This window comes from Acidovorax sp. Root217 (assembly GCF_001428645.1).
Classification (GTDB): Bacteria; Pseudomonadota; Gammaproteobacteria; order Burkholderiales; family Burkholderiaceae_C; genus Acidovorax.
This window is the reverse complement of the sequence record NZ_LMIH01000014.1, coordinates 143,142-146,724: the sequence shown is the minus strand read 5'-3', so window position 1 is coordinate 146,724 and position 3,583 is coordinate 143,142. Positions and strand designations below refer to the sequence as shown.

2 protein-coding genes are annotated in these 3,583 nt (G+C 71.5%); one reads left to right on the top strand and one right to left on the bottom strand.

Annotation, left to right across the window (positions count from 1 at the left end):
* The first annotated feature begins 352 nt into the window (after nt 1-352).
* Nucleotides 353-2,044 carry an ankyrin repeat domain-containing protein gene (locus ASE31_RS16305; protein WP_057202862.1) on the top strand — a complete coding sequence of 564 codons (1,692 nt, stop codon included), beginning with the start codon at nt 353-355 and terminating at the stop codon, nt 2,042-2,044.
* Nucleotides 2,045-2,423: 379 nt separating this feature from the next.
* Here the strand turns inward: ASE31_RS16305 and ASE31_RS16300 are convergent, their stop codons facing one another.
* The gene (locus ASE31_RS16300; RefSeq protein WP_235514558.1) at nt 2,424-2,885 is read right to left on the bottom strand and encodes a hypothetical protein; all 462 of its coding nucleotides are present in this window, start codon (nt 2,883-2,885) and stop codon (nt 2,424-2,426) included.
* Between the last annotated feature and the right edge of the window lie 698 nt (nt 2,886-3,583).

The window sequence follows — 3,583 nt, the reverse complement described above, 5'->3', positions numbered from 1 at the left end:
TTCTTTTGACGAAGCAAAAGAAGGTAGGTGCGCCGCCGGGCGCACACCCCGGCCTCCGCCCTCGATCAAGGCATGCAGCAACCACCATCCACCAAGCCGCCGCAGCAACCACGCTCCGCCCGCCGGGCAGAGACCCGGCACGCAACAACGAGCGAAGGCAGAAAAAATCAGACACACATCAGCTAACATCCCACCCGCGGTGCAAGCGGCCCCCGGGCCCGCGGGAAGGGTAGAACCCACTTGCACGGAGGACACCAGCGCCACGCTGCTGCCTCCCCCACACGCCTGTCCACCGCCTTTTGTGCAGCCGGATCTGCGGGCCATCGGCACATGATGCACGGAGGTTTTCTTCATGACGACGACGCCCTACAAGCGCCTTCCCGCACGGCCAGACATCGGCCACCTCAAGAAACAGGCCAAGAATCTCCTGGCCTTGTACCGCGGCAACGACGCTGCCGCCTTGCAGCGCATTCGCACCGCCCTGCCCGCCGCTGCAGGCAAGGACGACACCACCCTCGCCGCCCAGGGCCTGCGCCTGCACGATGCGCAGTCGTGCATTGCACGCGAGTACGGCTTTGCCTCCTGGGCCGACCTGCAGGGCTTTGTCGTCGCGCGCAGGGCCCAGGCCGATGACTCGGGCAAGGCCCTGCTCCACTGGCTGGGCCTCGTCTATGCGGGCGATATCTGCGGCGGCATGAACCGCGCGCGGCCTGCCGTGGCCCTGCGCCTGCTCGAAGACCACCCCGCCCTGCTCGGCAACAGCGACCCCTGGCTGGCCTGCGCCACCGGCGACGAAGCCGTGCTGCGCCAGGCCACCGCGCAGGACCCCGGCTGGGTGCACCGCGCAGGTGGGCCGCTGCAGTTGCCGCCACTGGTGGCGGTCACGCATTCCGGCCTGCTGCAGTTGCCGAGCCACCGCGAGCGGCTGATCGCCTGCGCAAGGCATCTGCTGGCGTCCGGTGCATCGCCCGACCAGTCGGTGGGCAACCGCTGGCCCCCGGCCTCGCTGCAGGCACCTGCAGAAGCCGAGCGCCTCTCGGCCCTGTACGGCGCTGCCGGCCGCAACCTCGACCCCGAGATGACGAAGCTGCTGCTCGGTGCCGGCGCCCACCCCGATGACAACGAATCGCTCTACCACGCGCTCGACAACCCCGAGTGCACCCGGCTGCTGCTCGAAGCCGGCGCCCGCATCACCGGCACCAACGCCATGTACCGCGTGCTCGACCTCGACGACCTGGCCACCCTGCAACTGCTGCTGGCGCACGGCGGCGATGCCAACGAGCCACCGCAGGGCCCGCCCACGTCGGACTGGGGTTCGCAGCTGCTGTGGGCCATCCGCCGGCGCCGCTCGCCCGCGCACGTCGCAGCCCTGCTGGCCGCAGGCGCCAGGCCCGATGCGAGCATGCAGGACGGCACGCCCGCCCACACCATGGCCCTGCGCTACGGCCTGACCGAGGTGGCACAGCTGCTGCAGAACGCCACGGCAGTAACCAGCGGCCATGCGCCGCCCGCCATGGACGAGGCCTTCATCGCCGCCTGCGCACGCGGCGACGAAGCGGCGGCCCGCGCCCTGCAGGCCGCACACCCTGGCACCATCGGCAGGCTCAGCCCCGCCCAGCTGCGGCTGCTGCCCGAGCTGGCGGCCCAGGGCTGCGGCGATGCAGTGCGCACCATGGTCAACCTGGGCTGGCCCATCGAGGTGCGCGGTGGCGACTGGGATGCCTCGGCCCTGAACCAGGCCGTGTTCCGTGGCGATGCGGCGCTCGCCCGCTTCCTGCTGGCGCACGGCGCCGACTGGCAGGCCCTGCACGGCTTTGGCGACAACGCCAGCGGCACCCTGTCATGGGCCTCGCTCAACGAGCCCGTGCCCGGCGGCGACTGGATCGGCTGCGCCCAGGCCCTGGTGGCCCACGGCATGCCCGGCGCGCGGCCCGACCCCGAAGGCACGGACGACGGCGCCGTGCTGCTGGGCGGGCGGCGCAGCAGGTTCTCGGAAGACGTGGCGGACTACCTGCTGAGCCAGCCCGCCAGCGCGCAGGCTTAGCGACCGGTTGTGAGACAGGCTGGCACGCTGTGGGTGGCAGTGGCACCCACGCCGCGCCCGCCCACCAGTTGTCAGCAACTGTTCACCCTGTGTCGGGGTGCGACGCGCCCTTGCGTGCGGCCTTGGGCGCGTTACCTGCGCTTGCATCCGGCTTGCGGGCCGCGCGGCGTGAACGGCCCCGTCCTACCGGGGGCGCGCCTGTGTCCCTACCGCCCCGCACGCCCGCCGGTTTCAACATGGGAGCCATGGTGGCACCACGGCCACCGCCATCCTTCAAGGAGCTCCCCATGTCGACCACCCTAGTCTCCCGTTCGCACCGCAGCCTTGCGGCCCCACTGATCGCCCTGTCGGTGCTCGCGCTCACCGTATCGCAGCATGCCTACAGCCAGGGCGGCTTCGGCAGCGCAAGCCCGGCCACGCCGGCCATCTCGACCATTGGCAACCCCAGCACCGCGACACCGGGCACGGCCCCCCCCGGCAGTGCCTTGGGCAACACCTCCACCACGCCGAGCAGCAACAGCAGCATCGGCAACACCACCGTTCCTGGCAATATTCCGAGCAGCATCCCGAGCAGCGGCAACATCGGCAACGCCACCACCAGCCCCTCCAGCATCCCCGGCAGCGTGCCCAGCAGCACCGCCACGCCCACGGCTGCCACCGGCAACCCGAGCAGCACCACCACCACACCCAGCAGCAACAGCAGCATCGGCAACGCCAGCATTTCGGGCAACATCCCCAGTGGCATTCCGAGCAGCAGCATAGGTACACCGGCCTCCGGTTCGCCTACTGCTGGCATCCCCAGCAGCACCGCGACGGGCAGCACGGGCACGACAGCAGCCACGACGGGCAATCCGACAGGGAGCCCGGGCACCACCGGTAACGGCACCCCGGCGGGCGGCACCAGCCCTGGCGCGAGCGCGAGCACCAGCACTGGTGCAGGCAGCGCCACCGGCACAGGCACCGGTGTCGCCCCGGGTACCAGCGCTGGTGTAGGGGTCAGCGGAGCAGGCGCGGGCAGCGTGGCAGGTGCGCCTTCTGGCACGGGCTCGGGTGGCAGCACCAGCGCGGGCGCACCTGGCGGTGCGGCCGGCACCGCACCCGGTGCGGCCCCAGGCGCTGCAGCGGGTTCCGCAACGGGGAGCGGCGCAGGTGCCGCGAGCAGCGGTGCAGGCAGTGCGGGCGGCAGCGCGGGTGTGGGTGCCGGCGCACCTGGAGCCGGCGCTGTGGGCGCTGGTGCCGGTGCCGGTTCGGGAGCCGGTCCAGGCGTTGGCGCTGGAGCCGGCTCAGCAGGCGCAGGCGCTGGCAGCGCAGGATCCGCCGGTGCCGGTGCTCGTTGATCGACAGCATGACGCTTGCATGCAGGGGTTGAACGGGCCAGTCTACGCACCAGGCCCCTACTCATGCATGCATGCCCGCGCGCAGAATGCCACGCGCTGCGCTGCGCTGCGCCCCCCGCATCAAAAGACCGACAGCCCCGTGCGGTCGGTGAGCAGCTCCAGCGCGCGCCTGCCCAGAGCGACCAGTGGTTTGCAGCCACTG

Excerpts from the sequence above, each read along its gene's own strand:
- ASE31_RS16305 (WP_057202862.1), top strand. The coding sequence starts at position 353 with ATGACGACGACGCCCTACAAGCGCCTTCCCGCACGGCCAGACATCGGC.